19 protein-coding genes are annotated in these 25,404 nt (G+C 71.5%); 12 read left to right on the top strand and 7 right to left on the bottom strand.

All coding sequences use genetic code 11. The features are described 5' to 3' along the window. Positions 1 to 35: 35 nt before the first annotated feature. The 4 genes from HNQ01_RS17340 to fabI all read right to left on the bottom strand — a co-directional run bounded on the left by HNQ01_RS17340 (position 36) and on the right by fabI (position 4,460). Entirely contained in the window at positions 36 to 1,295 is a 1,260-nt protein-coding gene (locus HNQ01_RS17340; protein ID WP_173806731.1) for an ABC transporter substrate-binding protein, read from the bottom strand. 134 nt (positions 1,296 to 1,429) lie between these two features. Beyond that, positions 1,430 to 2,920, bottom strand: a complete 1,491-nt coding sequence (locus tag HNQ01_RS17335) for a sensor histidine kinase (RefSeq protein ID WP_173806679.1) — start codon at positions 2,918 to 2,920, stop codon at positions 1,430 to 1,432. A 36-nt stretch (positions 2,921 to 2,956) separates the two neighbouring features. Continuing rightward, positions 2,957 to 3,652 carry a response regulator transcription factor gene (locus tag HNQ01_RS17330; protein WP_173806678.1) on the bottom strand — a complete coding sequence of 232 codons (696 nt, stop codon included), beginning with the start codon at positions 3,650 to 3,652 and terminating at the stop codon, positions 2,957 to 2,959. 16 nt (positions 3,653 to 3,668) lie between these two features. After that, complete coding sequence (fabI, locus tag HNQ01_RS17325; protein ID WP_173806677.1) at positions 3,669 to 4,460, bottom strand: enoyl-ACP reductase FabI; 792 nt, start codon at positions 4,458 to 4,460, stop codon at positions 3,669 to 3,671. A gap of 396 nt (positions 4,461 to 4,856) precedes the next feature. On the opposite strand from fabI, the gene rimP reads away from it, so the two are divergent. From rimP to HNQ01_RS17290, 7 genes are all read left to right on the top strand, one after another. Continuing rightward, on the top strand, positions 4,857 to 5,411 hold the full coding sequence (gene rimP, locus HNQ01_RS17320; protein ID WP_173806676.1) for a ribosome maturation factor RimP: 555 nt from the start codon (positions 4,857 to 4,859) through the stop codon (positions 5,409 to 5,411). Next, a complete protein-coding gene (gene nusA, locus HNQ01_RS17315; protein WP_173806675.1) occupies positions 5,408 to 6,886 on the top strand; it encodes a transcription termination factor NusA in 1,479 nt (492 codons plus the stop codon). The genes rimP and nusA overlap by 4 nt, the downstream gene beginning before the upstream one ends. A gap of 81 nt (positions 6,887 to 6,967) precedes the next feature. After that, positions 6,968 to 10,255 (top strand): translation initiation factor IF-2, encoded by a 3,288-nt coding sequence (gene infB, locus HNQ01_RS17310; protein WP_173806674.1) that lies wholly within the window; start codon positions 6,968 to 6,970, stop codon positions 10,253 to 10,255. A 96-nt stretch (positions 10,256 to 10,351) separates the two neighbouring features. Next, positions 10,352 to 10,729, top strand: coding sequence for a 30S ribosome-binding factor RbfA (rbfA, locus tag HNQ01_RS17305; protein WP_173806673.1), 378 nt, complete (start codon positions 10,352 to 10,354; stop codon positions 10,727 to 10,729). Beyond that, the gene (gene truB / locus HNQ01_RS17300; protein ID WP_173806672.1) at positions 10,719 to 11,732 is read left to right on the top strand and encodes a tRNA pseudouridine(55) synthase TruB; all 1,014 of its coding nucleotides are present in this window, start codon (positions 10,719 to 10,721) and stop codon (positions 11,730 to 11,732) included. Before rbfA ends, truB begins: the two co-directional genes overlap by 11 nt. A 75-nt stretch (positions 11,733 to 11,807) precedes the next feature. Next, complete coding sequence (gene typA, locus HNQ01_RS17295) at positions 11,808 to 13,643, top strand: translational GTPase TypA (RefSeq protein ID WP_173806671.1); 1,836 nt, start codon at positions 11,808 to 11,810, stop codon at positions 13,641 to 13,643. A gap of 14 nt (positions 13,644 to 13,657) precedes the next feature. Next, positions 13,658 to 14,578, top strand: a complete 921-nt coding sequence (locus tag HNQ01_RS17290; RefSeq protein WP_173806670.1) for a DMT family transporter — start codon at positions 13,658 to 13,660, stop codon at positions 14,576 to 14,578. 39 nt (positions 14,579 to 14,617) lie between these two features. Here HNQ01_RS17290 and HNQ01_RS17285 read toward each other — a convergent pair whose 3' ends face one another. Next, on the bottom strand, positions 14,618 to 15,655 hold the full coding sequence (locus tag HNQ01_RS17285) for a DUF1839 family protein (protein ID WP_173806669.1): 1,038 nt from the start codon (positions 15,653 to 15,655) through the stop codon (positions 14,618 to 14,620). A 91-nt stretch (positions 15,656 to 15,746) separates the two neighbouring features. Between HNQ01_RS17285 and HNQ01_RS17280 the strand changes: the two genes are divergently transcribed. The 5 genes from HNQ01_RS17280 to HNQ01_RS17260 all read left to right on the top strand — a co-directional run bounded on the left by HNQ01_RS17280 (position 15,747) and on the right by HNQ01_RS17260 (position 23,394). Continuing rightward, positions 15,747 to 17,006 (top strand): glycoside hydrolase family 2 protein, encoded by a 1,260-nt coding sequence (locus HNQ01_RS17280; protein ID WP_173806668.1) that lies wholly within the window; start codon positions 15,747 to 15,749, stop codon positions 17,004 to 17,006. A 45-nt stretch (positions 17,007 to 17,051) separates the two neighbouring features. Then, a complete protein-coding gene (gene dusA, locus HNQ01_RS17275) occupies positions 17,052 to 18,059 on the top strand; it encodes a tRNA dihydrouridine(20/20a) synthase DusA (protein WP_173806667.1) in 1,008 nt (335 codons plus the stop codon). Positions 18,060 to 18,217: 158 nt separating this feature from the next. Continuing rightward, complete coding sequence (locus tag HNQ01_RS17270) at positions 18,218 to 18,577, top strand: H-NS histone family protein (RefSeq protein WP_173806666.1); 360 nt, start codon at positions 18,218 to 18,220, stop codon at positions 18,575 to 18,577. A 16-nt stretch (positions 18,578 to 18,593) separates the two neighbouring features. Further along, complete coding sequence (locus HNQ01_RS17265; RefSeq protein WP_173806665.1) at positions 18,594 to 19,877, top strand: DNA repair exonuclease; 1,284 nt, start codon at positions 18,594 to 18,596, stop codon at positions 19,875 to 19,877. A 7-nt stretch (positions 19,878 to 19,884) separates the two neighbouring features. Further along, on the top strand, positions 19,885 to 23,394 hold the full coding sequence (locus HNQ01_RS17260; RefSeq protein WP_173806664.1) for an ATP-binding protein: 3,510 nt from the start codon (positions 19,885 to 19,887) through the stop codon (positions 23,392 to 23,394). On the opposite strand, the gene HNQ01_RS17255 is transcribed toward HNQ01_RS17260, so the two are convergent. Then, complete coding sequence (locus HNQ01_RS17255; RefSeq protein WP_173806663.1) at positions 23,318 to 24,181, bottom strand: metallophosphoesterase; 864 nt, start codon at positions 24,179 to 24,181, stop codon at positions 23,318 to 23,320. The two genes, HNQ01_RS17260 and HNQ01_RS17255, sit on opposite strands and share 77 nt — an antisense overlap. A 52-nt stretch (positions 24,182 to 24,233) precedes the next feature. Beyond that, positions 24,234 to 25,370 (bottom strand): alpha/beta fold hydrolase, encoded by a 1,137-nt coding sequence (locus tag HNQ01_RS17250; protein ID WP_173806662.1) that lies wholly within the window; start codon positions 25,368 to 25,370, stop codon positions 24,234 to 24,236. Positions 25,371 to 25,404: the final 34 nt, after the last annotated feature.

Genomic DNA, 25,404 nt, shown 5'->3' with positions numbered 1-25,404 from the left:
TGGCAGGTCGGCGAGCCGGGCGGCTCAGGCCGGGATCACTTCGCCATCGCGGCCGAGGCGATCTTGGCCTTGGCTTCGGCGACCGACATCTTGTCGCTGTTCCAGAACTGGCTGACCGCGTCCTGGATCGCGCCGGCCGCCGCCGACGGCACGGCCATGCCGTGCGCGACCGAGGGCACCAGCGAGGCCGACTTGGCGGTGTCGACGAAGTCCTTGCTCGAGAGCTTGGCGCAGTCGTCGAACTTGGCCAGGTCCATGTTCAGGCGCACGGGAATGGAGCCCTTGTTCAGGTTGAACACTTCCTGGAAGTCGGTCGACATGATCGCGGCGGCCAGATCCTTCTGCGCCTTGACGTTGGCCTCGTTCTTCAGCTTGAACATCGCGAAGGAGTCGACGTTGAAGGTGAAGGCCTTGGCGGTGCCGGGGGCGGCGGCGCAGGTGAAGTCCTTGCCCGGGACCTTGCCGGCGGCGATGAACTCGCCCTTGGCCCAGTCGCCCATCAGCTGCATGCCGGCCTCGCCCTTGATGACCATCGCGGTCGCCAGGTTCCAGTCGCGGCCGGCGGCATTCTTGTCGGTGTAGCCCTTGACCTTGCGGAAGGTCTCCAGGACCTTGTCCATGGTGGCGCTCTTCAGCGTGCCCTGGTCGAGCTGCACCAGGGCCTTCTTGTAGAAGTCGGTGCCGCCGACGCCGAGGGCCACGCTCTCGAAGGTGGTGAAGTCCTGCCAGGGCTGGCCGCCGTGCGCCACCGGGATGATGCCGGCCTTCTTCAGCGCCTCGGCCGAGACGAAGAACTCGTCCCAGGTGGTCGGCACCTTGGCGCCGGCCTTCTTGAAGACTTCCGGGTTGGCCCACAGCCAGTTCACGCGGTGCACGTTGACCGGCGCAGCGATGTAGCTGCCCTTGTACTTCATGACGTTGGCCACGACCGGGGGCAGCACGCTGTCCCACTTCTCGGCCTTGGCGACGTCGTCGATGTTGGCCAGCACGCCCTCGGCGGCCCATTCCTGCAGCGACGGGCCCTTGATCTGGGCCGCGGCCGGCGCATTGCCCGAGACCACGCGCGACTTCAGCACCGTCATGGCCGAATCGCCGCCGCCGCCGGCGACCGCGAAGTCCTTCCAGGTGTGGCCCTTGGCCTGCAGCGTCGCCTTCAGCGCCGACGCGGCCTTGGCCTCGCCGCCCGAGGTCCACCAGTGCAGCACCTCGACCTCGCCGGCCTGCGCCAGGCCCGCCACGGTCAGGCCGGCCACGGTGGCCAGCAGGGTGCGCGCGAAGCGCGTCGTCTTCTCCATCTTCTTCATGTCTGCTCCAGTCCAGGGGTGGGTGGGTGTCTCGCGCAGGGTACGGATGCGTCCCCGCTGACAGGCATGAAGATTAATGATGCTTTAAAGGATTAACATTAGGTGAAATCCCTGATATCTGCCGTTCAGGTCCCGGCGGGCGGGGCGCCTGCCGGATCGGTCAGCGGCAGCAGCACCGACATGCGGGTGCCGTGCGGGTTCAGCCGGGCCACCTGCACCCGGCCGTGGTGGCGCTCGACGATCTCGCGCACGATCGCCAGGCCCAGGCCGCAGCCGCGGCCCTCGTTGGTGCCGCGGAAGAAGCGCTCGAAGATCGCGCCGTGCAGCGCCTCCGGGATGCCCGGGCCGGTGTCGTCGACCTCGACGATCGCGCGCCGGCGTGCGCCGTCCTCGCGCACCCGCACGGTGATCTCGGCGCCGCGGCCGGCATAGCGGATCGCGTTGTCGATCAGGTTGGCGATGGCCTCGCGGATCAGCAGCGCGTTGCCGTCGAGCACCAGCGGCGGCGGCTCGTCGCCGTCCTCCGGCTCGTCCATGCCGAGGTCCCGCCCGTCGGCCAGCGCGCGCGGCACCAGCTCGGCGGTCAGCTCCTGCACCAGCCGGCGCAGGTCGAAGCGGCTGCGCCCGATGCGCGCCACCGATTCGGGCTCGGCGCGCGCCAGCGTCATCAGCTGGTTGATCAGGTGGGCGCTGCGGGTGGCGCTCTCGTGCACGCGCTGCAGCCGCGCCTGCAGCGCCGGGTCGCTCGTCTCCTTGAGCGCGAGTTCGGTCTGGCCCTTCAGGCCGGCCAGCGGCGTGCGCAGCTGGTGCGCGGCGTCGCCGATGAAGCGCTGCTGCGCCGCCACCGAGTCGCGCACCGCCGCCAGCAGCGTGTTGACCGCCGCGGCCAGGTCGCGCACTTCCTCCGGCGCGGATTCCAGCTCGATCGGCGCGAGGTCGTCGGGGCCGCGGCCGCTGACGGCCTCGCGCAGCCGCGCCAGCGGCGCCAGCCCGGTGCGCACGCCCGCCCACACCAGCGCCGACATCGCCAGCACCAGCAGCGACAGCGGCAGCGCGGTGTCGACCAGCAGGTCGCGCGCCAGCGCCTCGCGGCTGACGCGGCTCTTGGCGACCTGCACCATCATGCGCTGCCCCTGTCCGGGCTCGCCGTAGTTCAGCAGGATGGCGGCCACGCGCACCGTGACCTCGCCGTCGGGCGTCTCGATGCGGGCGTCGTAGAACGAGGGCCGCTCGGGCACCAGGGCCTCGATGTCGGCCGGCGGCGTCAGCTTGTGGTTGCCGAGGATGAACTCGCCCGGCGGGCTGCTGACCATGTAGTAGACCCGGTCGTCCGGGTCGGACTCGATGATGTCGCGCGCCGCGCGCGGGAAGTCGATCAGCAGGCCGCTGTCGACCGGCTTGACCTGGCGCGCCAGCGCGCGCGAGGACAGGTACAGGCCGTGGTCGATCGCGCGGTCGGCATAGCGCACCGCGACATGGTGGGTGACCAGCGCCGCGGCCAGCCACAGCACCAGCTGCGGCAGCAGCAGCCAGGCGAGCAGGTGACGGCGCAGCGAGCGGCTGCCGGGCGAGACGACCGGCAGCCGGTTGAGCAGGGACTGCGGCAAGACGGGCATGGCGACCGCGAGTGTCGCCGCACGGGGGATGGCGTGTCAGTCCTGGGTTTCGAGCAGATAGCCCAGGCCGCGCACGGTGCGGATGCCCACGCCCGAGCCCTCGAGCTTGCGGCGCAGGCGGTGGATGTAGACCTCCAGCGAGCTGGGGCCGCCGCTCTCGGAGACCTCGGTTGACCAGGCCTGGGCGATCTGCTCCTTGGTGATCACCTTGCGGCGCTGGCTCAGCAGCAGGTCGAGCAGCAGCCACTCGCGCGGCGACAGCTCGACCGGCTGGCCGGCGATGGTCGTGCGCCGCGCGTCGCGGTCGAACTGCAGCTGGCCGACGCTGACCGCGTCCGTGCCGGCCGGTGCGGACGGCTGGGCCGCCGAACCCTGGCTGCGGCGCAGCACCGCGCGGATGCGCGCCTCCAGCTCGGGAAAGTCGAAGGGCTTGGTCAGGTAGTCGTCGGCGCCGGCGTTCAGGCCGGCGACGCGGTTGTGCAGTCCGTCGAGCGCGGTCAGGATCAGCAGCGGCAGCCCCGGCTTGGCCGCGCGCACCCGCTGCACCACCGTCAGCCCGTCGACCAGCGGCAGGCCGATGTCGATGATGCCGACGTCGAAGGCCTGCTTCGTCAGCAGGTATTCGGCCACCGCGCCGTTGTCGGCGACCTCGACCTCGAAGCCGGCCGACTTCAGGTTGGTGCCGAGCGCGTCGGCGAGGATGGCGTCGTCTTCGGCCAGCAGGGCGCGCATGCAGGGCTCTCCGGGATCAGGCTTCGGGCGTGCTGCCCATCATCACCTGGCTGAAGCCGCCGTCGACGTAGCTGATCTCGGCCGTCATGCCCGCGGCCAGATCCGACAGCATGAAGGCGGCGACATTGCCCACGTCCTCGATGGTGACGGTGCGGCGCAGCGGCGCGTTGCCGGCGAACTGGTTGAGCAGCTTGCCGAAGTCCTTGATGCCGCTGGCGGCCAGCGTCTTGATCGGGCCGGCCGAGATGCCGTTGACCCGGATGCCCTTCGGGCCCAGGTTGGCGGCCAGGTAGCGCACGCTGGCTTCCAGCGAGGCCTTGGCCAGGCCCATCGTGTTGTAGTTCGGCACGAAGCGCACCGCGCCCAGGTAGCTCAGCGTCAGCAGCGAGCTGCCCGGACGCAGGTGCGGGAAGGCCGCCTTGGCCATCGCCGGGAAGCTGTAGGCCGAGATGTCGTGCGCGATGCGGAAGCTCTCGCGCGACAGGCCGTCGAGGAAGTCGCCGGCGATGGCCTCGCGCGGCGCGAAGCCGATCGAGTGCACGAAGCCGTCGAAGCCCTCCGGCCAGGCCTGCGCCAGGTCGGCGAAGACGCGCTCGATCTGCTCGTCGCTGCTGACGTCGCACTCGAACACCAGCTTCGAGCCGAACTCGGCGGCGAATTCGGTGATGCGGTCCTTGAAGCGCTCGCCGACGTAGCTGAACGCCAGTTCGGCGCCTTCGCGGTGGCAGGCCTTGGCAATGCCGTAGGCGATCGAGCGATTCGACAGCAGACCGGTGATCAGGAGGCGCTTGCCTGCGAGGAAACCCATGGAATCTCCGTTGTGGGGCGAGTTGGTTCGTGTGCGTGAAATCCGTCGCGCCGGGGCGCACGGCGCCGGGGTCGCGGCGCGCGCGCTCCCGGAAAGGGCGTGCATTGTCTCACGCCCGCATGGCCTGCCGGGCCTGCGTTCGGGGCGGGGCGGGTGGTTGCCCGCGAGGCGCGGCTCGGGTATCATCCAGTTTTCGCTAAAACGCTGAATGGGCGGATGAAATTCCAGCCCATTTTTTTTGCTTGAACCGCCGCAAGGCACCGGAAGGAGTGCGGCAGCCGGCTGGCGTGGCTCGAGGACAGGCCTCCCGATCTGGACGATCCGCTGAAGGATTCGACGGGCGGGGTGGTGCTCCTGGGGTTGCGCGGCTCCGAGGCTGCCGTTTGTACTGCATAGATGAACTGGCAGCAGGCTGTCGAACGAACCGTCACCGGGATGGGCTACGAGCTCGTGGAATGCGAGCGTGGCCCGCGTGGATTGCTGAGTGTCTACATCGACCGGACTCCGGGAGCCGTCTACCCGACCGGTCCGGGCGAGTTCGTTCTGGTCGAGGACTGCGAGCAGGTCACGCGACAGCTCCAGCGCGTGCTGGAGGTCGAGGGCTGCGACTATGCCCGCCTGGAAGTCTCCTCTCCGGGGCTGGACCGGCCGCTCAGGCGCATGGTCGACTACCAGCGCTTCGAGGGCGCCGAGATCGACGTCACGCTGCGTCAGGTCTTCCAGGGGCGCAAGAAATACCGCGGCATCCTGCGTCTGGCAGGGGAAGGTCCCGAGGCCTCGCTGGAACTGATCTTCCGCGAGGGCAAGGACGAGCAGGTGCTGGGCTTCACGCTCGACGAGGTCCGCGAGGCCCGGCTGGTGCCGGTCGTGGACTTCAAGGGGCGCGCCCGCAAGGATGTTCCCGCGGCGGCGGGCGAAGCGGCACAAGAATCCGGAGGTCACGAAGAATGAACCGCGAACTGTTGATGCTGGTCGATGCGATCTCGCGCGAGAAGAACGTCGATCGCGAGGTCGTGTTCGGCGCCGTCGAGTCGGCGCTGGCCTCGGCCACCAAGAAACTCTACGAGGGCGAGGTCGACATCCGTGTCGCCATCGACCGCGAGACCGGCGCCTACGAGACCTTCCGGCGCTGGAACGTCGTGCCCGACGAGGCCGGCCTGCAGCAGCCCGAGGCCGAGATCCTGCACTTCGAGGCCAAGGAGCAGATCGACGACATCGAGGTCGGCGACTTCCTCGAGGAGTCGGTCGAGTCGGTGCCGATCGGCCGCATCGGTGCGCAGGCCGCCAAGCAGGTCATCCTGCAGAAGATCCGCGACGCCGAGCGCGAGCAGCTGCTCAACGACTTCCTGTCGCGCGGCGACAAGATCTTCACCGGCACGGTCAAGCGCCTCGACAAGGGCGACCTGATCGTCGAGAGCGGCCGCGTCGAGGGCCGCCTGAAGCGCGGCGAGCTGATCCCGAAGGAAAACCTGCGCTCGGGCGACCGCGTGCGGGCGATGATGGTCGAGATCGACCCGACGCTGCGCGGTCCGCAGATCCTGCTGTCGCGCTCGGCGCCGTCGTTCATGATCGAGCTCTTCCGCCAGGAAGTGCCCGAGATCGAGCAGGGGCTGCTGGAGATCAAGAGCTGCGCCCGTGATCCGGGCAGCCGCGCCAAGATCGCCGTCGTCTCGTACGACAAGCGCGTCGACCCGATCGGCACCTGCGTGGGCGTGCGCGGCTCGCGCGTCAACGCCGTCACCAACGAGCTCGCCGGCGAGCGCGTCGACATCGTGCTGTGGTCGGAGGATCCGGCGCAGTTCGTCATCGGCGCGCTGGCGCCGGCCAACGTGCAGTCCATCGTCGTCGACGAGGAGAAGCACGCGATGGACGTCGTCGTCGACGAGGAGAACCTCGCGATCGCGATCGGTCGCGGCGGCCAGAACGTGCGCCTGGCCTCCGAGCTGACCGGCTGGCGCATCAACATCATGACCGCCGAGGAATCGGCGGCCAAGCAGGCCGAGGAGAGCGACGCGATCCGCAGCCTGTTCGTCGAGAAGCTCGACGTCGACGAGGAAGTCGCCGACATCCTGATCGCCGAAGGTTTCGCCAGCCTCGAGGAAGTGGCCTACGTGCCGCTGCAGGAGATGCTGGAGATCGAATCCTTCGACGAGGAGACGGTGCAGGAACTGCGTGCCCGCGCCAAGAACGCGCTGCTGACGATGGAGATCGCCAAGGAGGAGCGTGTCGAGGAGGTGTCGCAGGACCTGCGCGACATGGAAGGACTCAACGCCGAGCTGATCGCCAGCCTGGCCGAGGGCGGCATCCACACCCGCGACGATCTCGCCGATCTCGCGGTGGACGAGCTGACCGAGATGACCGGCGTCGACGAGGCCCAGGCCAAGGCGCTGATCATGAAGGCCCGCGAGCACTGGTTCAGCGCCTGAGCCCGGCCCCGAGATCCTTCCCCGACCTGACCGACACCGACGCACGACCGAACACGACGCCCGTCCCAAGGAAACAAACACATGGCTGTGACCACCGTTGCCCAGTTCGCCGCCGAACTCAAGAGTTCGGTGACGAAGCTGCTCGAGCAACTTCAACACGCCGGCGTGAGCAAGGGAAGCGACCGCGACCCCCTCACCGAGGCCGACAAGGAACGACTGCTGGACTACCTCCGCCGCACGCATGGCACCACCGGTGCCGACCGCAAGAAGATCACGCTGACGAAGAAGTCCAGCAGCGAGATCAAGCAGGCCGATGCGTCCGGCAAGGCCCGCACGATCCAGGTCGAGGTCCGCAAGAAGCGCACCTTCGTCAAGCGTGAGGATGTCGTGGCCGGGGGCGGTGTCGCGTCGGAAGCGGTCGAGCTGGGCGACGACGAGCAGCAGCGTCTGGCCGCGGAGGAAGCGGCCCGCCACGAGGCCGAGGAGGCCCGTCTGCAGCAGGAGGCGGCTGCAGCCGCCGCTGCGGCGGCTGCCGAGGAGGCGCGCCGCCGCGAGCAGGCCGAGGCCGAGGAGCGTGCCCGCCGCGAGGCGGCCGAGCGCGCTGCCGCCGAAGCCGCTGCCCGCGAGGCGGCCGAGCGCGAGGCCCGTGCCGCCGAGGAGGCCGCCCGCGCGGCTGCCGCGAAGGCCGAGAGCCAGCCGCCGGCCGCCGTCGAGCCGGAGGTCGCCCAGGTGTCCGCCGCCGAGCAGGCCGCCCGCGATGCCGCCGCACGCCGTGCCGAGGCCCAGGCCCGTGCCGCGGCCGAGGTCGCTGCGCTGAACGAGGCCAACGCGCGCCGTCGCGCCGCGTCCAGCGGACGGGGTGCTGTCGCGGCCCGTGGCGCGGCAGCGGCTGCTCCGGCGCCCGCGCCGGTGGCTGCACCGGCTCCGGCTCCCGCCCCGGTGGTGGCCGCTCCGGCGCCCGCACCCGCACCTGCTCCGGTGGTGGCTGCCGCGCCGACGCCGGTGCCGGTGCCTCCGCGTGGCGTCGAGCCGTCGCCGGTGCGCTCGCAGGTCGTGCCGCCGCGTGTCGCGCCGGCGCAGCCGCAGAGCAGCGGCGTGTTCCGCCGTGTCCCGACCGTTGCAGCGCCTGCCGCTGCGCCGGCTGCCGCGGGCGCGACGGCTGCCCAGGACGAGCGTCGTCGCAAGGCCGAGGCCGAGGCCCAGGCCATCCGCGACATGATGGCGCGCAAGAACACCCCGCGCGTCGCGAAGAAGGAAGAGCCCAAGCCGGCTGCTCCGGCCGCGGGCGCCGCGACCATCACCGGCAACCAGCTGCGCAAGGGGCCGGGCGCTGCCGGTGCTCCGGCCGCGGGCGCTCCCGCCCGTCCGGGCGACAAGCCGGCCGGCGGCAAGAAGGATGGCGACAAGAGCGTCGATTCCAAGAAGCTGTCGTCGACCTGGGCCGATGATGCGAAGAAGCGCGGTCCCGGTGCGGGACCGGGCAAGGGCCGTGATGGCGCCGGCGCGAGCGCCGGCCGGGGCAACAACTGGCGTTTGCCGGCGGGTGGCCGTGGCGGTCGCCGCGGTGATCGCGGTGACGGCGAGCAGCGCATGGCGCCGCAGGTCGAGGCCCAGGTCCACGAGGTCCATGTGCCCGAGACCATCTCGGTGGCCGATCTGGCCCACAAGATGTCGGTCAAGGCCTCCGAGGTGATCAAGCAGCTGATGAAGCTGGGCCAGATGGTCACCATCAACCAGCAGCTCGACCAGGAAACGGCCATGATCCTCGTCGAGGAGATGGGCCACAAGGCGTTCGCGGCCAAGCTGGACGATCCGGATGCGTTCCTCGAAGAGGAAAACGCCGCGGCCTCGGGCGAGGCGCTGCCGCGCCCGCCGGTGGTCACCGTCATGGGTCACGTCGACCACGGCAAGACCTCGCTGCTGGACTACATCCGCCGCAGCCGCGTCGCCGCGGGCGAAGCCGGCGGCATCACGCAGCACATCGGCGCCTACCACGTCGAGACGCCGCGCGGCGTCATCACCTTCCTCGACACCCCGGGTCACGAAGCGTTCACCGCGATGCGTGCCCGTGGCGCCAAGGCCACCGACCTCGTCATCCTGGTGGTTGCGGCCGACGACGGCGTGATGCCGCAGACGAAGGAAGCCATCAGCCACGCCAAGGCGGCTGGCGTGCCGATCGTCGTGGCGATCAACAAGATCGACAAGCCCGGCCACAACGTCGAGCGCGTCACCCAGGAACTGGTCGCCGAGCATGTGGTGCCTGAGGCCTACGGCGGCGACTCGCCGTTCTGTGAGGTGTCGGCCAAGACCGGCCAGGGCATCGACGAGCTGCTCGAGCAGGTGCTGCTGCAGGCCGAAGTGCTGGAGCTGAAGGCTCCGGTCGAGGCGCTGGCCAAGGGTCTGGTGATCGAGGCGCGTCTGGACAAGGGCCGCGGCCCGGTCGCGACGGTGCTGGTGCAGTCGGGCACGCTCAAGCGTGGCGACGCGGTGCTGGCCGGCCAGAGCTACGGCCGCGTCCGCGCCATGCTCGACGAGGACGGCAAGCCCATCACCGAGGCCGGTCCCTCCATCCCGGTGGAGATCCAGGGCCTGTCCGAAGTGCCGGCGGCCGGCGACGAGTTCATGGTCCTGGCCGACGAGCGCCGGGCCCGCGAGATCGCCACCTTCCGCCAGGGCAAGTACCGCGAAGTGACGCTGAACAAGCGCCAGGCCGCGAACCTCGAGAACATGTTCGAGAGCATGGGTCAGACGGCCGCGCAGATGCTGCCGCTGATCATCAAGGCCGACGTGCAGGGTTCCCAGGAAGCGCTGGCCGCCTCGCTGCTCAAGCTGTCGACCGACGAGGTCAAGGTGCAGATCGTGCACGCGGCGGTGGGCGGCATCAGCGAGTCGGACGTCAACCTGGCGCTGGCCTCGAAGGCGGTCATCATCGGCTTCAACACCCGTGCCGATGCCGGTGCCCGCAAGCTGGCCGAAGGCAACGGCGTCGACCTGCGCTACTACAACATCATCTACGACGCGGTCGACGAGATCCGCGCCGCGATGTCGGGCATGCTGGCGCCGGAGCAGCGCGAGGAAGCCATCGGTACCGCGGAAATCCGCACGGTGTTCGTCGCGTCGAAGATCGGCACGGTCGCCGGCTCGATGGTCACCTCGGGCCTGGTGCGTCGCAACTGCAAGTTCCGCCTGCTGCGCGACAACATCGTCATCTACACCGGCGAGGTCGAATCGGTCCGCCGCATGAAGGACGATGTCAAGGAAGTCAAGGAAGGCTTCGAGTGCGGCATCAAGCTCAAGAACGTCACCGACATCGCTGAAGGCGATCAGCTGGAGTTCTTCGAGATCAAGGAAGTGGCGCGCACGCTGTAATCCACGGCGTCCGCCCCGTTTCCGGGCCCCGGCGCCAGCGCCGGGGCCTCGTCGTTTTGCGCAAGGAGCGTGCAAGGAGCGCGCGAAAGCCTTCCCATGAGACACAAGCGTTCGATTCCCAACCGCGGCTTCCGTGTCGCCGACCAGATCCAGCGCGATCTGGCCGAGCTGATCCGCGGCCTGAAAGATCCGCGCGTCGGCATGGTCACGATCAGCGCGGTCGAGGTCACGCCCGACTATGCGCACGCCAAGGTGCATTTCTCGGTGCTGGTCGGCGACATCGAGGCCACCGGTCAGGCCCTGAACGAGGCGGCAGGCTTCCTGCGCAACGGCCTGTTCAAGCGGCTGCAGATCCACACCGTGCCGACGCTGCATTTCCACTTCGACCGCACCACCGAGCGTGCGGCCGAGATGAACGCGCTGATCCGCGAGGCCAACGCGCAGCGCGCCCTCGATGCCGACGATGAGCAGTGAGACGACCCTGATTCCTGTCGCGCCCGAGGCCGTGGCTGTCGACGCGGTGGCGGCCCCGGCCGTGCCGGCGCCGAAGGTGCGCGTGCCGCGTCGACCGGTGCATGGCGTGCTGCTGCTCGACAAGCCGCTGGGCCTGTCGAGCAACGACGCGCTGCAGAAGGTCAAGCGCCTGTTCCGCGCCGAGAAGGCCGGCCACACCGGCACGCTCGACCCGCTGGCCACCGGCCTGCTGCCGATCTGCTTCGGCGCGGCGACCAAGTTCTCCCAGGTCAGCCTGGAGGCCGACAAGGGCTACCGCGCCACGCTGCAGCTCGGCCAGACCCGCGTCGGCGGCGACCGCGAGGGCGAGATCACGTCCGAGCGGCCGGTGGCCTGCGACCGCGCGGCCATCGAGGCGGCCTGCGCGCGCTTCACCGGCCTGATCTCGCAGCTGCCGCCGATGCAGTCGGCGCTCAAGCACAATGGCCGGGCGCTGTACGAGTACGCGCGCGCCGGCGTGACGGTCGAGCGCCAGCCGCGGCAGGTCACGATTCATCGCATCGACATCATCGAGTGGCAGGCTGATCGGCCGGACTTGCTGGTGGTCGACGTGCTGTGCACCAAGGGCACCTACATCCGCACGCTGGCCGAGGACATCGGCGAGGCGCTGGGCTGCGGCGCGCACCTGGCCGGCCTGCGGCGCATCGTCAGCGGACCGGTCGACCTGCGCGGCTCGGTCACGCTGGCGGCGCTGGAGGCGATGGACGAGCCCGCCCGCGACGCCTGCCTGCGCCCGGTCGACGTGCTGCTGGCCGACTGGCCGGCGGTGCAGCTCGGCGAGGCCGACGCGGCGCGCTTTCTCAGCGGCATGCGCCGCCGGGTGGTGCATGCCGATGCCGAGCATGTGCGCGTCTACGGCCCTGACGGACGCTCGCTGCTGGGCGGTGCCCATGTGAAGGCCGGCGAGCTGATCGCCGACCGCCTGCTGAGTCCCCCCGAGGTGCGCGCGCTGCGGCGCGACTGACCGATCCGAGAACAGATTTTCCGAACTCTCCCTGCTGACCCCGCGCCGCTGCGGCTGCGCTGACGGACACACCCCATGAGCAAACAGATCCGCAACATCGCCATCATCGCCCACGTCGACCATGGCAAGACCACGATGGTCGACCAGCTGCTGCGCCAGAGCGGCACCTTCGCCGACCACGAGAAGGTCGTCGACACCGTGATGGACAACAACGCCATCGAACGCGAGCGTGGCATCACCATCCTGGCCAAGAACTGCGCGGTCAGCTGGAACGGCACGCACATCAACATCGTCGACACGCCCGGACACGCGGACTTCGGCGGCGAGGTGGAGCGCGCGCTGTCGATGGTCGACGGCGTGGTGCTGCTGATCGACGCCCAGGAAGGCCCGATGCCGCAGACCCGCTTCGTCACGAAGAAGGCACTGGCCCTGGGCCTGCGCCCGATCGTCGTGGTCAACAAGGTCGACAAGCCGGGCGCCAACTGCGACAAGGTCGTCAACGCCGCCTTCGACCTGTTCGACAAGCTCGGCGCCACCGACGAGCAGCTCGACTTCCCCGTGGTCTATGCCTCGGGCATCAACGGCTGGTCCTCGCTGACCGAAGGCGCCCCCGGCGAGCAGTGGGGCCCGGACATGTCGGCGCTGTTCGACACCGTCCTGAAGCACGTCCCGGCGCACCAGGGTGATGCCGAAGCGCCGCTGCAGCTGCAGATCTCGGCACTGGATTACTCCAGCTTCGTCGGCCGCATCGGCGTGGGCCGCATCAGCCAAGGCACCATCAAGCCGGGCATGAACGTGGTCGTGATGGAAGGTCCGGACGGCAAGAGCGTCAATGGCCGCATCAACCAGGTCCTGACCTTCCAGGGCCTGGACCGCGTGCAGGTCACCGACGCCGGCCCGGGCAACATCGTGCTGATCAACGGCATCGAGGAGATCGGCATCGGCGTGACCGTGACCGATCCGGCCAACCCGCAGCCGCTGCCGATGCTCAAGGTCGACGAGCCGACGCTGACGATGAACTTCTGCGTCAACACCAGCCCGCTGGCCGGTCGCGAAGGCAAGTACGTCACCAGCCGCCAGATCTGGGACCGCCTGCAGAAGGAGCTGCAGCACAACGTCGCGCTGCGCGTGAAGGAGACCGACGAGGACGGCATCTTCGAGGTCTGCGGCCGGGGCGAGCTGCACCTGACCATCCTGCTGGAGAACATGCGCCGCGAGGGCTACGAGCTGGCCGTCTCCAAGCCGCGCGTGATGTTCCAGGACATCGACGGCGTGAAGTGCGAGCCGATGGAGCTGGTCACCGCCGACGTCGAGGAAGCGCACCAGGGCGGCGTGATGCAGGCGCTGGGCCTGCGCAAGGGCGAGATGATCAACATGGAGCCGGACGGCCACGGCCGTGTCCGCCTCGAGTACCGCATCCCGGCCCGCGGCCTGATCGGCTTCTCCAACGAGTTCATGAACCTGACCCGCGGCTCGGGCCTGATCTCGTCGATCTTCGACGGCTATGAAGCCCACAAGGGCGACATCGGCGGCCGCAAGAACGGCGTGCTGATCTCGATGGACGACGGCGAGATCTTCACCTACGCGCTGGGCAAGCTCGACGACCGCGGCCGCATGTTCGTCAAGGCGAACGACCCGGTCTACGAGGGCATGATCGTCGGCATCCACAGCCGCGAGAACGATCTGGTGGTCAACGCCACCCGCACCAAGCAGCTGACCAACTTCCGCGTCAGCGGCAAGGAAGACGCGATCAAGATCACCCCGCCGATCGACCTGACGCTCGAATACGGCGTCGACTTCATCGACGACGACGAGCTGGTCGAGATCACGCCGAAGTCGGTGCGCCTGCGCAAGCGCCACCTGAAGGAGCACGAGCGCAAGCGCGCCTCGCGCGAAGGCGCGGGCTCCTGACGCGCATGCCGGGCATGAGCCATGCCCGCGCGGTCGCGCTGATGGTGCTGGTGACGCTGCTGTGGAGCAGCGCCGGCGTCGTCAGCCGCCATCTCGAGGCCGCGCGCGGCTTCGAGGTGACCTTCTGGCGCAGCGCCTTCAACGCCTTGGCGCTGCTGGTGGCGCTGCCGCTGCTGCGCGGCGCCGGCCTGTGGCGCTCGCTGCGCGAGGGCGGGCGCGCCCTGTGGCTCTCCGGCCTGTGCTGGTCGGTGATGTTCACCGCCTTCATGTTCGCGCTGACGCTGACCTCGGTGGCCAACGTGCTGGTCACGATGGCCATCGGTCCGCTGATCACCGCGCTGTTCGCCCGCATTTTCCTGCAGCACCAGCTGCCGGTGCGCACCTGGGGCGCGATCGCGGTGGCGGGCGCGGGCATCGCCTGGATGTTCGGTGCCGAGCTGCAGACCGGCGCGGCCGCCGGCATGGGCGTCGCGCTGGCGGTGCCGCTGGCCGCGGCCGTCAACTTCACCGTGCTGCAGCATGTCTCGCACGGCAGCGGCGATCCGGACGAGGCACTCGGCGGCGAGGCCGCGGCCACGCCCGACATGCTGCCGGCGGTGCTGATCGGCGGGCTGCTGTCGTCCCTGGTGACGCTGCCGCTGGCCTGGCCGCTGCAGGCCTCCTCGCATGACCTGATGCTGCTGGCCGGGCTGGGCGTGTTCCAGCTCGCGCTGCCCTGCCTGCTGGTGGTCGGCCTGACGGCCGTGCTGCCGGCGCCGGAGATCGCGCTGCTCGGGCTGCTCGAGGTGCTGTTCGGCGTGCTGTGGGCCTGGGTCGGCGCCGGCGAGGTGCCGGGACCGGCCACGCTCAGCGGCGGCCTGCTGGTGCTGGGCGCGCTGGTCGGCAACGAGCTGCTGGCGCTGGCCGGCGCGCGCCGCGCCGGACGCGGCGCCTGACCCCGGCCGGCCGTCCCCGAACGCCGGCCCTCGGCCGCTTCAGCGCGGCCGCCCCAGCGCCCCTGGCGGCGGGTCGAGCACGATCTCTCCGGCGCCCAGCAGCGCCATGCCACGGCTCCAGTGCCGGGCCATGCGCTCGACCATCGGGCCGGCCTCGAGCGGCCGGCCGGTCTCGGCCGCGCGTGATCCTTTCAGATGCAGCGCGCGTGCCAGCACCGCGAGCTGGCGCAGCGCATCGGCGGCCTGCAGCAGGTGCGCCGAGCCGCTGTCCTCGCCCGAGAGCCAGCGCAGGTGGATGGCGGCCAGCTCGGCGCTGGCGCCCAGCGGCCGCAGCCCGGCCTCGGCCCAGGCCTGGAAATGCACTTCGCCACCCTCGTGCAGCAGCCAGTCGAGCTCGCGCTGGCAGCGCCGTGCCCAGCGCCGCACCGGGTGGCGCGTCGGCACCCGCTCGAGCTGGCGCTCCAGGCCCTGGCGCGCCAGATGGCGCAGCGTGTCGGCCGGGCGGCGCACCAGGCCGCGCAGCTCGATGACGGCCGCCGGCGGCGGCAGCACCGCGGCCGGCCCGCACGGGTGCAGCAGCGCGTCGAAGTCCTCGTCCTGCAGGTGGAAGTAGCCGTCGCGGTGGAAATAGCCCAGCCGGCGGTTCGCCGCGTCGAGGTCGTTGACGATCACGGTGCTGCGGCGGTGCTGACGCCGGTATTCCTGCCCGTCGGTGTCGGGCAGCCCCCAGGCGTCGGGCTCGAGCACCACCAGCCGGCCGGCGCCGAGCTGTTCGTGCAGGTGGTCGAGCAGCGGGCGCCAGATCCGCAGCGGGCGCAGCTCCAGCCCGTAGAGCTGCGGCAGCTCGCCCGTCGGCAGCTCCGGCTGCGTCCACTGGTCGTCGAGAAAGTCCAGCGCCAGCGCCGGCCCCAGCAGCGCATGCGCATCGAGCCGCAGCGCCGCCAGCAGCGTCAGCCAGGGATCGAGCGCCGAGCCGCTCACGCGCCACAGCCGCTCGCTCGTGTCCAGTGGTGGTCGTATGCCGTGCTCGAGGCCGGCGATCAGGCAAAGCCGGCTGCCCTCGGCGATCGGTTGCATCTCGGAACCCTCCCGGATCGGGGTGTCTTCAGGTCTGGAAACAGGTCGCGACTAATGTAACATCAGGTAATAAATACGATGAAGTGTTGAATTGGTCACGACTTCCCATCTCATCTCCCTGCCGGTGCCGGCTCGTGGGCGGCTGCGCCTGTCGGACGAGGACCGGGTCGAGCGGCTCGACGACGGCTGGTGGTGGGCCGGATCCGGTGCGGGGCAGTGGGCATCGCCGCTGGAGGTGATGCGGCTGTCGCAGGGCCCGGACTGGCACCCGGCCGAGCGCCTGGCCAGCGTCGCCGAGATGCTGCGCCAGCGCGGTCTGGCCGCGCCGCCCGAGATCGACCGAGGCGACTGGTGGATGTGCCGGCCGCTGCGCCGGCCCGACGCCGGGCCCTGGATCGTCGAGTTCGACGGGCTGGCAGGGCCGGCCGAGCTCTGGCTGCACGAGGTCGCGCTCGGTCGCGAGCGCCAGCTGCTGGCCGGCACGGACGGCCGGGTGCGCCACCGCATCGCGCTGCCGGCCTGCGCCGAGGACGCGGTGCTGTGGCTGTGCCTGCGCGCCCGCACCGGAGCGGCGGCCGGGCAGGCGCCCTGGGTCGGCGCGTGGCGCGGCGCGCGGCTGATCCGGCCGGCGCTGCGCACCGGCGCGCCGGCGCTGCGCGTCGGCATGATGGATGAACGCCGCGGCGCGGTGGTGCTGCGGCTGCAGGTCCGCGAGCCGCTGCGTGCGCTGACGATGCGGCTGTCGCGCGGCGGCCGGTCGCACGAGGTCGCGCTGGCCGAGCGCGGCGAGGGCTTCTGGGCCGGGCAGCTCGAGGTCGAATCGCCGGACCGGTGGTGGCCGCATGCGCTGGGCGAGCCGGCGCTGCATCGGCTGACGCTGCACGCGCAGCGGCCCGACGGCCACGAGACGATGCTGCCGCTCGGTCCGGTGGGCTTTCGCACGCTGGCGCTGTCCGGCCGGACGCCCGACGGGGCGCTGGTGCTGACGGTCAACGGCCGCAGCCTGCCGCTGCGCTGCGCGGTCTGGTCGCCGCCGGATCCGTCGGGCGGCCGCGAGCAGGCCGGTCCGCTGCGCGACCAGGTCGCGCGGGCGCGCCGCTGCGGCGTCGACCTGCTGCATGTGCCGGCCTCGGCCGGGGTCGATGCCGCCGATGCGCTGCTCGATGCCTGCGACGCCGAGGGCATGCTGCTCGGCCACGACCTGTGCGCCGCCGATCCGGTCGGCCAGCAGCTGATGCGCTGGCAGGGCCGCGCCGCGCTGGCGCTGGTGCGCACGCCGGCCGACGCCGCGCTGGCGCAGCGCATTGCCCAGGCGCTGCCGGAAGCCGTCTGCCGGGCGAGCCGCGGCTGACTTGCGTCAGAATCCGGCCTTTGCGCGCTGCCGCCGTTCCCGCCGATGTCCGATCCGATTCCCGTCGATGCGTCCCCCTGGCGCCTGTCCGTCGCGCCGATGCTGGACTGGACCGACCGCCACTGCCGCCATTTCCACCGCCTGCTGACCCGCCGCACCCGGCTCTACACCGAGATGGTGACCACCGGCGCGCTGCTGCATGGCGATCAGCCGCGCCATCTCGACTTCGGCGAGATCGAGCATCCGGTGGCGCTGCAGCTCGGCGGCAGCGAGCCGGCCGACCTCGCCGCCTGCGCGCGGCTGGCGGCGACATGGGGCTATGACGAGGTCAACCTGAACTGCGGCTGCCCGAGCGAGCGGGTGCAGCGCGGCGCCTTCGGCGCCTGCCTGATGGCCGAGCCGGCCACGGTGGCCGACGGCGTGCGCGCGATGCGCGACGCGGTCGATCTGCCGATCACGGTCAAGCACCGCATCGGCATCGACCGCATCGAGTCCTACGACTTCGTGCGCGACTTCGTGGGGCAGATCGCCGAGGCCGGCTGCGAGGTCTTCATCGTGCATGCGCGCAATGCCTGGCTGAAGGGCCTGAGCCCGAAGGAGAACCGCGAGATCCCGCCGCTGCGCCACGAATGGGTCTGGCAGCTCAAGCGCGACTTCCCCGCGCTGACCATCGTCATCAACGGCGGCATCCGCGACGACGACGAGATCGCGCGGCATCTGGCCCATGTCGACGGGGTGATGGTCGGTCGGCAGGCCTATCACGAGCCCTGGCAGATGGCCGGCTGGGACGAGCGCTTCTTCGGCGAGCCGGGGCCGGCGACCTCGCGCGAGGCGGTCGAGGCCGCCTGGGTCGAGTATCTCGACGCGGTGCAGGCCGCCGGGCGGCCCTGGCCGACGGCGATGCGCCATGCGCTCGGGCTCTGGAATGGCCAGCGCGGCGCGCGCGTCTGGCGGCAGTTCTGGTCCGATCACCGCCATCGCGAGGAGCGTCCGACCGAACTGGCGCGCCGATTCCACGCCCAGGCCCGCGCGGCATCCGCCGCATCGAATTGAGCGATAAATCCGCAAGGTACCCGACGGGAATTCGCGACATTTCCCGCTGGCGCTTCAAATCGACGGCAGGAATCCCGGTCGAAATATTCGCCAGCGCCGGTGGATTGGGGCATACTGCGCGCCGAGCATGTGCTCGGACGGACCGGAATGCTTCTGCCATGACGACTCTCCAGGACCTGCGTGCCAAGCAGGAGGAACTGCGCAAGCAGCAGGAAGAAATTGCCCGCTCGATCGACGACATGAAGTCGGCGCAGCGTTCCGGCGTGATTGCCGAGATCAAGGATCTGATGGCCCAGCACGGCCTGACGGTCGCGGACCTGACGCCGGGCACCCGCAGCGCCCGCGTGCCGGCCGAAGGCAAGACCAAGGAAGTCTCGAAGGTCGCGATCAAGTATCGCGATGCCGAGACCGGCTCGACCTGGACCGGTCGGGGCCTGAAGCCGCGCTGGCTGGTCGCCGCGCTCGAGGCGGGGCGCTCGCTGGAGGAGTTCCTCGTCGAGGCGCAGCCGGCCGAGTGAGCCGGGGCCGGGCCCGATGAGGTTCCTGCACGCGGCGGACCTGCATCTCGACAGCCCGCTGCGCGGGCTCGACCGGCACGACGGTGCCCCGGTCGAGCCGCTCAGATCGGCCACGCGGCGCGCGCTGGTGGCGCTGGTCGATCTGGCGATCCGCCGCGAGGTGCAGCTGCTGCTGATCGCCGGAGATCTCTACGACGGTGACTGGGAGGATTTCCGCACCGGCCTGTTTTTCCACCAGCAGATGATGCGGCTGGCCCCTCAGGGTATCCGCGTATTCATCGTCCGTGGGAATCATGATGCGGAAAGCCGCATCACCCGGCAATTGCCGGCGATGCCCCATGTGCATGTCTTCGATTCCCGTCGCGCGGGCAGCGTCGATCTGCCCGAATGGGGTGTCGCCGTTCATGGCCGCAGCTTCTCGAAGCCGGCGGTGACCGAGGACCTGCTGCCGGGATATCCTGCACCGGTGAGCGGCCGATTCAATATCGGGCTGCTGCACACCGGCCTGACCGGCAATCCCGACCATGATCCCTATGCGCCGACCACGCCGGCGCGACTGATTGCAACCGGTTACGACTACTGGGCGCTCGGCCATATCCATCAGCACCAGATCGTGCAGGAATCCGGCCCGCGCATCGTCTTTCCCGGCAATCTTCAGGGGCGGCATGCGCGCGAGATCGGGCCGAAGGGCTGCGAACTGGTCGAGGTCGATCACGGCCGCATCGTGCACCGCGAGTTCGTCGAGCTCGACGTGCTGCGCTGGCATCGCGTCGAGCTCGACCTGTCCGGTGTCGACACGGTCGACCTGCTGGGCGAGCGCCTGGCGGCGGCCTTCGAGGCGCTGCTGCAGCCAGGGGGCGCGGCGGGCCCCGCGGGCGAGCACGCGCGCGAGCGCCTGCACTGCGCGCGCGTGGTCCTGTTCGGGCGCAGCGTGCTGCACGGCGCCGAGGCCGCGCAGCCGGGCCTGCTGGAGGCCGCGGTGCGCGCCCAGGCGCTGCAGCAGGCCGGGCGGCTGTGGATCGAGCAGGTCCGTGTCGAGCTGGCCTCGCCGCTGGACCGGGGCGCGCTGGCTGCGCGCGACGATGCGCTCGGCGAGGTGCTGCGCGAGGTCGACCGGCTGCTGGCCGACCCGCAGGCGCTGCGCGACTGGGCCGGCGATGCGCTCGGCGCCGGCGCGAATCTGCCCCACGAGCTGGCCGACCTGCGCCCTGATCGTCTCGACGAGGCGAGCTGGCGCGCGCTGCTGCTCGATGCCGAGGCGATGGTGCTGGCGCAGCTGGGCCGCGATCTGACGACATGAGGTGGCGGTGAGACTGCGCCGACTGCATCTGCAGGCCTTCGGGCCGTTCACCGACCGCTGGATCGACTTCGGCCCCGGCCTGACGCTGCTGGCCGGGCCGAACGAGGCCGGCAAGTCCTCGATGCTGCGGGCGCTGACGGCGCTGCGCTTCGGCATCGAGCATCGCAGCACCGACAACTTCGTGCACGAGCATGCACGCATGGCGCTCGGCGCGGTGGTGCTCGACCGCGAGGGGCGCGAGCTGCAGCTGCTGCGGCGCAAGGGCCGCGAGCCGACGCTGTCCGTCGTGGCACCCGACGGCGGCAGCCTGCCGGCCTCGGCCGACCTGGAGCTGCAGCTCACCGGCGGCCTGAAGCGCGCCGACCACGACCTGATGTTCGCGCTCGATCACCAGCGCCTGCGTGCCGGCGGCGAGCAGCTGCTGGCCGGCCAGGGCGAGATCGGCGCGGCGCTGTTCGAGGCCAGCGCCGGCGTGCACAGCCTGCGCACGGTGCTGGACCGCCTCGACCAGCAGGCGCGCTCGCGCCTGGTGCCGCGCGGCAGCACCGGCAGCGTCAACATCGCGCTGCGCCGCCACCGCGAGCAACATGAGGCGCTGCGTGCCGCGCAGCTGCGCCCGGCCGAATGGGCCGCGCTGCGCCAGCGTGCCGACGAGACGCAGGCCGCGCTGGAGCGCGCCCGCGAGAACCGCGCCGCGGCTGATCTGGCGCTGCGCGACCTGCGCGAGCGCATCGCGGTGGCGCCGCTGCTGCGCACGCTCGACGACACCCGCGCCGAGCTGGCCGCGCTGTCGCTGCTGCCGCCGCCCGACGAGGATCTGCCGCGCCAGCGCATCGCGCTGCAGACCCGCGAGCATGAGCTGCAGACCGCCCGCGCCGCGCAGCAGGCGCTGCGCGCCCGGCTCGACGAGCAGCTGCAGGCGCTGCCGCCGGGCACGCCGCGCTGGCTCGAGCAGGCCGCCGGCATCGACCGCCTGGTCGCCGCCGCCGACGGACTGGAGGCGGCGCGGCTGCAGTGCCGCGAGCTCGAGCAGCAAGGGCAGGCGCTGGATCGGCAGCTCGAGGCGGCCGCGCAGGCGCTCGAGCCGGGCGCGGGCGCGCAGGCGCTGCTGGCGCGGCGTCCCGACGCGGCCTGGCAGGCGCGCATGGAGGCCGCTGCGGCGCAGCTGCAGGAGCAGACGCGCGCCCTGGCCCAGCATCTTGACGATCTGGCGGCCGAGCCGGGGGCCGAGGCGCCGCCGGCCGATCTGAGCGAGTCGCCGGCCGCGCTGGCCGTGCAGGTGCAGGCGCTGCAGCAGCGCTGCGACCGGCTGGCGCCGGAGGTGGCGCTTCTGGCTGGCCGCGAGGCGCTGGAGCGCCAGCGTGCCGAGCGCCACGAGACGCTGCGGCGCACCGCGCTGCAGCTCGGCGGCGAGGCGATGGCGAGCCGGGCGCTGACCGCGCGTCCGCGCCTGGAGGCCGACATCGACCAGGCGCTGCGCGAGCGCGAGGCCGCGGCCACCCGCCTGGCCGCGCTGGCACAGCGCATCGACCAGATCGACGAGGCGCGGCGCGGTCGTGCGGCCGAGCGCGCCCAGCTGCTGGCCGCCGGCGCAGTGCCGACCGATGACGACATCGCCGAGGCGCGCCGGGTGCGCGACGCGCTGTGGCGGAGGCTGGCCGACGGCCCGGCGGCGCCTTCGACCGAGGACCGGGCGCTGTTCGCGCAGCTGCTCGACCATGCCGACCGCCTGGCGGACGGCCGCAGCCGCGACGGCGAGCGTGCGGCCCGGCTGCAGGCGCTGCAGCGCTCGCTGGCCGAGCTGGACGAGGACCGGGCGATGCTGGACATGCAGCGGCAGGCGCTGCAGCGCGACCTCGAGCACCAGGGGCGGATCTGGGACGAGGCGCTGGCCGAGGCCGGCCTGCCGCGGCTGGCGCCGCAGGCGCTGCGCGAGTGGCAGCAGCACCAGGCGCGCCACCTCGAGGCGGCGCAGGCGCTGCAGTCGGTCGACGAGGCGCTGCAGGCGCTCGACCGCCGGGTGCAGGCCGCCGTGGCCGAGCTGCACGAGGTGCTGGGCCCGATGCCGGCCGGCGTCGTGCCGGACGACGCAGCCGCGCTGCTGGGCCGGGCGCGTGCGCGGCTGCAGGCCCTGCGCGAGCGGCAGACCGTGCTGGAGGCGCAGCGCAGTGCGCATCAGGCGGCGCAGCAGCGCCTGGAGCGGCTGGCGCGCCAGACCGCCCAGCGCCGCGCCGCCGAGCGCCAGGCGCATGCGGCGCTGCAGGCCCTGCTCGACGAGGACGGCCGCGGCGTCGTGCTGCCCGAGGACGCGCTGCAGGCGCTGGCGCTGGCGAATGCGCGCCGCCAGGCGGGCGAGCGGCTGCGCACGCTGGCCGAGCAGCGTGAACTGCAGCGCCAGCGCCTGGCGCAGGCGCGGCTGGTCGAGACCGATCTGCAGGAGCGTGCTGCCGTGCTGGCCGCGGCGCTGGCCGAGCCGGCGCCGTCCGGCGAGGCGCTGCGCGGCTGGATCGACCGGCTCGCGGCCCGGCTGGGCGAGGCGCGTGCGGTCGAGGGCGAGCGCGCCCGGCTGCAGCAGCAGCGCCAGCAGGCCGACGAGCGCCTGGCCGCCGACAGCGCGGCGCTGGCCGCGGTGCAGGCGCAGCTGGGGCAACTGTGCGAGCGCGCCGGCGTGGCCTCGCCCGAGCTGCTGCCGCAGCGCGAGGCCCAGTGGCAGCAGCAGCGCGAGGCCGCGCTGCGTCTGGCGCGCACCGGCGCGATGCTGGCCGAGGCCTCGCGCGACGACGAGGCCGGCCTGCGCGCCCGTCTGGCCGGCGCATCGCCGGCGCACGAGTCCGGGGCCGACGATCCTGCCCAGGCGGTGCTCCGGCTCGAGCGCCGGCTGGCCGAAGCCGACGAGGCGCTCGAGCAGGCGCGTGCGGCCGACGAGCTGGCGCGGCGTGCGCTCGATGCGATCGACGGCGACGACCGCGCGGTGCAGGCCCGTGAAGGGCTGGAGCAGGCCGCCGCCACGGTGCGTGCCGAGCTGCCGCACTGGATGCGTGCGCGGCTGGCGCATGCGCTGCTGGCGCAGTCGATGCAGCGCTTTCGCGAGCGCAGCCAGGGGCCGATGCTGGGTGCCGCCTCCACGCTGTTCTCGGCGATGACCGGCGGCGAGTTCGAGCGGCTCGAGACCGATGCCGGCGACGACGATGCGCGTGCGGTGCTGCAGGCACGCCGGCGCGGCGGCCGCGCCATCGGCGTCGAGGCGATGAGCGAAGGCACGCGCGACCAGCTCCACCTGGCGCTGCGGCTGGCGGCGCTGGCGCAGCAGCGTGCGCGCGGCCTGCTGCTGCCGATGGTGCTCGACGACGTGCTGATGACCTCGGACGACGGCCGGGCGCTGCGGGTGCTTCAGGCGCTGGCCGAGGCCTGCGAGGGCGATGGCGGGCAGATCATCGTCTTCACCCACCACCTGCATCTGCTGGAACCCGCGCGCCGGACGCTCGGAGCGACGCGGCTGCACGCCGTCGCGCTGTGAGCGCCTCGGCCGAAGGCCGGGGCACCTCGACGCACCAGCCGGGCCGGTGGCCGTCCTGCTCGCCCTTGTGCACATAGCCCAGCGCGTTGCAGACGATGCGGCAGCCCGCGCGCGTCACGTCGACCGGGCAGTGCAGGTGGCCGTGGATCCACAGGTCGGCCAGCGGCAGCAGCTCGTCGAGCGTGTTGCAGAAGCCCGCGGTGCCCGGAACCATGCCGTAGCGCGGGTCGGCGCTGTCGAGCGTCGGCGCGAAATGGCTGACCACCACCGTCGGGCCGTCATGCGGCTCGCACAGCGCCGCGCGCAGCCAGCGCTGGCAGTCCAGCGCCATCTCGCGCAGCTCGGCGGCCATCACCAGCCGGCCCTCGCGCAGCGTGGTGTTGCGGCTCAGGTACCAGTCGGCGGCGCGCAGCGCCTTGTCCAGATGGCCGAGCGCGGCGAAGTCGCTCCACAGCGTCGTGCCGATGAAGCGCACGCCGTCGATCACCCGGATGCGCCGGTCCAGCCACTCGATGCCCAGCCGCGCGCACAGCGCCTGCAGCCGCGGGCCGGTGGCGTCGTGGTCCAGGCCGTCGTACTCGTGGTTGCCCGGCACGAACAGCACCCGCGACCAGCCCGGGCGCGGCGCGAAGCGGCCCAGGCCGAAATCGTCGCCCTGCAGGCGCGAGCCGCGCTGGTAGGAGCCGATGTCGCCGGCCAGCACCAGCAGGTCGGCGTCCGGTGCCGGCGCGGCCGTCCAGTCCGGCTGGGTCTCGAGATGAAGGTCGGAGAGGATCTGCAGGCGCATGGGCAGGGCGGGGGCAGGGCGATCCGCCCGAGTATGACAGCCGTCCCGACCCTCAGCCGAGCGATGCGATGCGCTGTGCCACGCCCGGCCAGTGTTCCTTGAGCGTGCGGCTGCCCATGAACAGGCCGATGTGGCCGCCCGGCACCAGCAGCTTCACCAGATCGGCCGGTGGCGTGCCGAGGTACTTGCCAGCGTCGAAGACCTGCTCCCAGGTGGTGATGTCGTCCTGCTCGCCGGCCATCAGCGTGACCGGGCAGCGGATGTCGCCCAGCGACAGCGTGCGGCCCAGGCCGACGAAGGTGCCGCGCGCCAGGCGGTTCTCCTTGAAGAGCTGCTGAACCGCCTGCAGGTACCAGCGGCCGGGCAGGTCGATCGGGTTCTCGTACCAGGCCTCGAAATCCTCGCGCTTGCGCACGAAGGCCGGATCGTCGATGTGCTCGTACAGGTCGAGGTACTTGCCGAAGTACTGCTCGCCCGGGTGCATGTTCTTCCAGGCCGACAGCATCAGCCGTCCGCGCATGAAGCCCCCGCCGATCTGCACCAGCCGCTCGAAGTCGGCCATCGGCAGCCGGTGCGACATCTCGCGCAGCGGGCCGTGGCCGGCCTCGGTGTCGATCGGTGAACCGGCCAGCACCAGGCTGGCGACCTTGTGCGGATAGCGCGCCGCATACATCGCCGACATCCAGCCGCCCTGGCACAGCCCGACCAGATGCGCCCGCCCGCCGACCTCGTCGACCGCGACATTGATCTCGGCGAGGTAGTTGTCGATGTCGTAGTCGCGCATCTCCGGGGTCGCGCTCTTCCAGTCGGTGACGAGAAGGCGGTGCACCCCGGCGGCGAGCATCGTCTGCACCAGGCTCTGTCCGTCCGAGAAGTCGGCGATCGAGGAGGAATGGCCGGCGAAAGGCGCGTCGATGATCGTCGGCGTCTGCCTGGCCGGCGCGTCGGCCGGCGTGAAGTCGCGCAGCCGCATCGTGTGCAGGTCCAGCAGCACCCGGTTCGGCGTCGCGAACTTCGGCGTCAGCCCGGTGTCGAGCCGGACCGCCTCGGCGAAGGTCGCCAGGCCGCGGCGGTAGGTGTCGAGCTCCTGGTGCGTCATCGCCGAGATCATCTCGAGCGGCCAGAACCACGGCACGCTGTTCTGGGTCCGTGCCTGCGGGCGGGCACCGGGAGCATCGGTATCGGTCATGGCTGCATCTTCATGTTGCGATGCAGCAATTGTT

The sequence above is a fragment of the Sphaerotilus uruguayifluvii genome (assembly GCF_013294065.1).
Lineage (GTDB): Bacteria > Pseudomonadota > Gammaproteobacteria > Burkholderiales > Burkholderiaceae_C > Sphaerotilus > Sphaerotilus uruguayifluvii.
Note: the sequence above shows the minus strand (reverse complement) of the source record. Positions and strands in the feature narration are given on the sequence as shown.

Excerpts from the sequence above, each read along its gene's own strand:
- HNQ01_RS17255 (WP_173806663.1), bottom strand. The coding sequence starts at position 24,181 with ATGCGCCTGCAGATCCTCTCCGACCTTCATCTCGAGACCCAGCCGGAC.
- HNQ01_RS17285 (WP_173806669.1), bottom strand. The coding sequence starts at position 15,655 with ATGCAACCGATCGCCGAGGGCAGCCGGCTTTGCCTGATCGCCGGCCTC.
- truB (WP_173806672.1), top strand. The coding sequence starts at position 10,719 with ATGAGCAGTGAGACGACCCTGATTCCTGTCGCGCCCGAGGCCGTGGCT.
- HNQ01_RS17335 (WP_173806679.1), bottom strand. The coding sequence starts at position 2,920 with ATGCCCGTCTTGCCGCAGTCCCTGCTCAACCGGCTGCCGGTCGTCTCG.
- fabI (WP_173806677.1), bottom strand. The coding sequence starts at position 4,460 with ATGGGTTTCCTCGCAGGCAAGCGCCTCCTGATCACCGGTCTGCTGTCG.
- dusA (WP_173806667.1), top strand. The coding sequence starts at position 17,052 with ATGTCCGATCCGATTCCCGTCGATGCGTCCCCCTGGCGCCTGTCCGTC.
- infB (WP_173806674.1), top strand. The coding sequence starts at position 6,968 with ATGGCTGTGACCACCGTTGCCCAGTTCGCCGCCGAACTCAAGAGTTCG.
- HNQ01_RS17250 (WP_173806662.1), bottom strand. The coding sequence starts at position 25,370 with ATGACCGATACCGATGCTCCCGGTGCCCGCCCGCAGGCACGGACCCAG.
- HNQ01_RS17340 (WP_173806731.1), bottom strand. The coding sequence starts at position 1,295 with ATGGAGAAGACGACGCGCTTCGCGCGCACCCTGCTGGCCACCGTGGCC.
- HNQ01_RS17290 (WP_173806670.1), top strand. The coding sequence starts at position 13,658 with ATGAGCCATGCCCGCGCGGTCGCGCTGATGGTGCTGGTGACGCTGCTG.
- rbfA (WP_173806673.1), top strand. The coding sequence starts at position 10,352 with ATGAGACACAAGCGTTCGATTCCCAACCGCGGCTTCCGTGTCGCCGAC.
- HNQ01_RS17270 (WP_173806666.1), top strand. The coding sequence starts at position 18,218 with ATGACGACTCTCCAGGACCTGCGTGCCAAGCAGGAGGAACTGCGCAAG.
- rimP (WP_173806676.1), top strand. The coding sequence starts at position 4,857 with ATGAACTGGCAGCAGGCTGTCGAACGAACCGTCACCGGGATGGGCTAC.
- typA (WP_173806671.1), top strand. The coding sequence starts at position 11,808 with ATGAGCAAACAGATCCGCAACATCGCCATCATCGCCCACGTCGACCAT.
- HNQ01_RS17265 (WP_173806665.1), top strand. The coding sequence starts at position 18,594 with ATGAGGTTCCTGCACGCGGCGGACCTGCATCTCGACAGCCCGCTGCGC.
- nusA (WP_173806675.1), top strand. The coding sequence starts at position 5,408 with ATGAACCGCGAACTGTTGATGCTGGTCGATGCGATCTCGCGCGAGAAG.
- HNQ01_RS17330 (WP_173806678.1), bottom strand. The coding sequence starts at position 3,652 with ATGCGCGCCCTGCTGGCCGAAGACGACGCCATCCTCGCCGACGCGCTC.